The sequence below is a fragment of the Pontiella sp. genome, assembly GCF_041622395.1.
In the GTDB taxonomy this organism is placed as follows: domain Bacteria; phylum Verrucomicrobiota; class Kiritimatiellia; order Kiritimatiellales; family Pontiellaceae; genus Pontiella.
This window is the reverse complement of record NZ_JBFJYW010000354.1, coordinates 1-3,497: the sequence shown is the minus strand read 5'-3', so window position 1 is coordinate 3,497 and position 3,497 is coordinate 1. Positions and strand designations below refer to the sequence as shown.

Below are 3,497 nucleotides of genomic sequence, written 5' to 3'. Positions count from 1 at the left end.
GAGCGCTATCTCTCCACCTGGCTCTTCGAAGACGCGTAGGTTCCATCTTCCCTGAGCAAAAGAAAAACGCCGAATCCTTCCGGGATTCGGCGTTTTTTATTGGGTCAGTTAGGTCGCCTGCTTTTTGTTGCGGCTAAGGATCGGGTAGAAGACCAGCCGCGGACAGATGAAGACGGCGACCAGCGCGATCGAGAGGCCGACGATGCCTTTCGGCGTATCGGCGATGGCGAGCAGCGGGCCGAGCACGGCGATGCCGAGCACCATCCAGGTCGTGAGCAGTCCGCGGGTGTGGCGGCCCATGATCTGCGGAATGTTGAAGAACAGGTCGAACACCCAGTGCTCCAGCAAGGCGCCATGCTCGCCGAAGACCGGAATGATGTGCACCACGGAGGTGGCACGGCGGCTCACGAGAAAGCGCGCAAGATGCGGGTAGGTGGTCGTCATCTGCAACGGGAAGGCGAGGTAGCCGATGTATTTCACGAACGAGAGCGGCGCCGCCACGAGGTAGTCGCGCCAGTTGCGCTCGCGGATCATCAGATAGACCACGTAGAACCCGCGGCAAAGCGAGCCGGGCGAGACCGGGGTGACCTGGAAGAGGGCGACGATTCCCGCGAAAGCCAACGACGCGTCGGATTTGTCGCCCGTTTGGTGGTAGACGTACGCCGCGACGAATGCCCCCGTGATGACGCTCACGATCTGCGTAACCGGGATGGTGCAGAAGTGGACCGCCATGCTCTTGAGATATTTGACGATGTACGGCTCCTTGATGATGGAGACGATGTGGTCGTGCTCCTCTTTGGTGAGCATGCCGTCGGCCTCGCCTTCGGCCACTTGGTCGAGGAACCACTTTTCACGGAAGGCCTCGTCTTTGGCGAAGTCGTAGATGAATTTGAAGAAGGCGACGATGCCGTTCCAGGCGATGGACGGGCGGATGCAGAAACGGTGCAGGCCGATCGGCAGGCGGCCGATGGTGAACTTTTCCAGGAAGAAGGCGGCGGGTTTTTCGGCCAGCTTGCGGGTGCGGGCCTCGTCGGTGCGTCCGGCGCGGTGCCAGCCGATCAGGTCGTGCGCGGCGCGCGCCTTCAGAGCCGTCTTGAAATAGTCCGGCTTGGTGAAAATGCCGAGCATGTGTTGGCGGAAATGGGCCGAGCCCCAGCGCTGGCGGATCATTTTGCCGAGGAGCGGAACCGCGCCGATCAGATGGAAGAACGAGAAGGTCAGCCCGCCTTTACGCAGCTTTTCGGCGAAGGCTTCGTCGACGAGGTCGTCGGCCACGTAGCCTTCGACGAGGCCGTTGACGATATCGAGTTTCAATTCCTTGTCGAAGAGCGGGCGCAGGCCGTGGTGGGTAATGTCGAGCAACGAGCGGCGGTAGGCGCGGTCCTGCACCTTCAATTCGTCGATCATCGGCTGGACGTCGGCGAACACCGCAGGGTGGGCGGCGACGTAGGCTTCCATTTTCGCGAGGTCGCAGCGGTCGAACTGAACCAGCGCGCCGCGCTTGAGACCGTTGAAGATCAGCTTGAAATCGCCGGGGCTCATCGGTAGCCACGGCAGCAGGGCCAGCCCCGCGCGGAAGTCGATCGCGCAGAGGCCGCCGTCCGCCGTGTCGGTGCGTTTCATGCAGTTGGGCTGGCTCTTCATGGTCGACCACTCGTACTGCCGGGCAAACTCGGGCGCGCCCATATCGTGCATCAGCTCGACCATGTCGCGCATGAAGCGGCGCTTGTCGACGTATTCCGGGCTGCCGGTCTCTTCGAGCGGCACGTTTCGCCAGTCGAAGCGTTTGGTAATGTCCTCGTCGGCTTCGAGGTTCCACATGCGGCCCTCGACCCATTCGGTGATTTCGCCGTAGGCGTTGAGGTTGGCGTCCCAGAACGAGGCATAGGCATCCTTCACGGCGGTTTCGCGGCCGAACTTGACGAGGCCGGCGCGGCGCACCAGCTTTTGCCAGAGCAGCCCGGCCCGGCAGGCGCCATGGTTGACCTGCGAGCTGAACGGCCCCTGGAAGGCGAGCCAATAGGTGGTGTTGCGGAACCAGCGCGAAAAGCTGCTCGGCGGAATCACGATCTTGATGGCGTAGAGCTGATCCTTTTCCAGCCCCGGAATGAAGGTGCCCGCAGGGAGTTCGAGTCCGGTCAGTTTGCAACGGTAGACCTGGCCCGCGAAGCCGCCGCCGAGAAATTTGTCGACGGTCAGTTCGGCTTTGCCCGAGATGGCGGGGAAAACGCCCGTGATCTCCACGGGCAGAACCGTGCCGTTTTCGTAGCGGACGGGTCGGTGCTTGATCCGCAACTGCGGATGGTCTGCGATTTGAGATAACGCTTTGCAAAGCGTGGATGAATAGTCGATTTTTCCCATGGGGCCCCTGATAAGTAATGCAAAAACAGATGAAACCATGCCAAACACGGTCCCTAATAACAAACTCTATGACGCTTAAAAGGCGGAGGCCGATCCGGTGTCGGGCAATCCCGTTGGGGCTGCTAGCGTCCGCCCCGCTGGGTCCACCGCATCCAGACATAGAATCCGCCGCGCGCAAGCTCGAGCGCACTGCTCTTCAGTGCGCCGATGCGGACGTCGGACGGGGAGATGGCTTCGGGGTAGCGTTTTTGCAGGCGTTGGTAAAAGCCCCGCATCGAGCGCGACTGGCTGCCGAAGAGGCGAACCGAGGCGGAGTCCGGCCAGACGCGGAACGAGCTGAGCACTTCGTCGATGTAGTAGCGTTTGCCTTCGGCCAGCAGGCGCGACCAGTATTCCACGTCGATTGAAAACATGTCGGCCTCGCAGAAGCCGCCGATCCGGTCCTTGGTGGTCCGGCGGAACATAACGGATGCCGGTTCGCCGATCGGGTTGGTGCCGGAGCGGACGATCTGCCGCAGGCTTTCGTTGGAATCTTTGATTCCCGAGGTTTCCTTCACCCGCCGGGTCGCCAGGATGTTTCCGGCCGGGTCGATGATCTTGCGCGCATTGTGGACCAGTTCCACCTCCGGGTGCCGATCGAGCACCTGGACCTGCTTTTCCAGGCAGGTGGGTTCGAGGGGATCGTCGTGCGGCAACAGCTTGCAGTAGGTGCCCGTCATGAACTCGAGGCAGGCGTTCCAGTTGCCGAAAAAGCCTTGCCGTTCGATGTTCTTCACGACGCGGACGCGCGGGTCGTCGTAGGAACTCGCAATGTGGTAGGAGTGGTCCGTCGATTGGTCGTCGATCACCGTCAGCTCGAAATCGCCGAAGGTTTGGGCCAGGACGGAGTCGATCGTTGCACGAATATGCGACGCGCAGTTGTAGAGCGGGATGGCAATGCTGACTTTTGGTGGAGACATGTAGTTTGCTCAGAGGTTGAGATTATAAACAAAGATTAAGTTTAACCGCGTGCCACTGCAGGAGTCCATTATGTTTTGGCAAAAGAAAACCCTGCTCAGGCCAAGGGCTTGAAACAGGGCTTATTCCTTCTTGCTGGAAAGGGTCCTACATCCAGCGATCTTTCGCCTGCGAAAGCT

2 protein-coding genes are annotated in these 3,497 nt (G+C 60.6%); both read right to left on the bottom strand.

Features of this window, described 5'->3' with window-relative positions:
• Nucleotides 1–108: 108 nt before the first annotated feature.
• Nucleotides 109–2,361: a hypothetical protein gene (locus tag ABYO54_RS15365; RefSeq protein ID WP_372809116.1), complete on the bottom strand. Its 2,253-nt coding sequence runs from the start codon at nt 2,359–2,361 to the stop codon at nt 109–111.
• A gap of 122 nt (nt 2,362–2,483) precedes the next feature.
• The gene (locus ABYO54_RS15360) at nt 2,484–3,320 is read right to left on the bottom strand and encodes a glycosyltransferase family 2 protein (protein WP_372809115.1); all 837 of its coding nucleotides are present in this window, start codon (nt 3,318–3,320) and stop codon (nt 2,484–2,486) included.
• Nucleotides 3,321–3,497 lie beyond the last annotated feature (177 nt).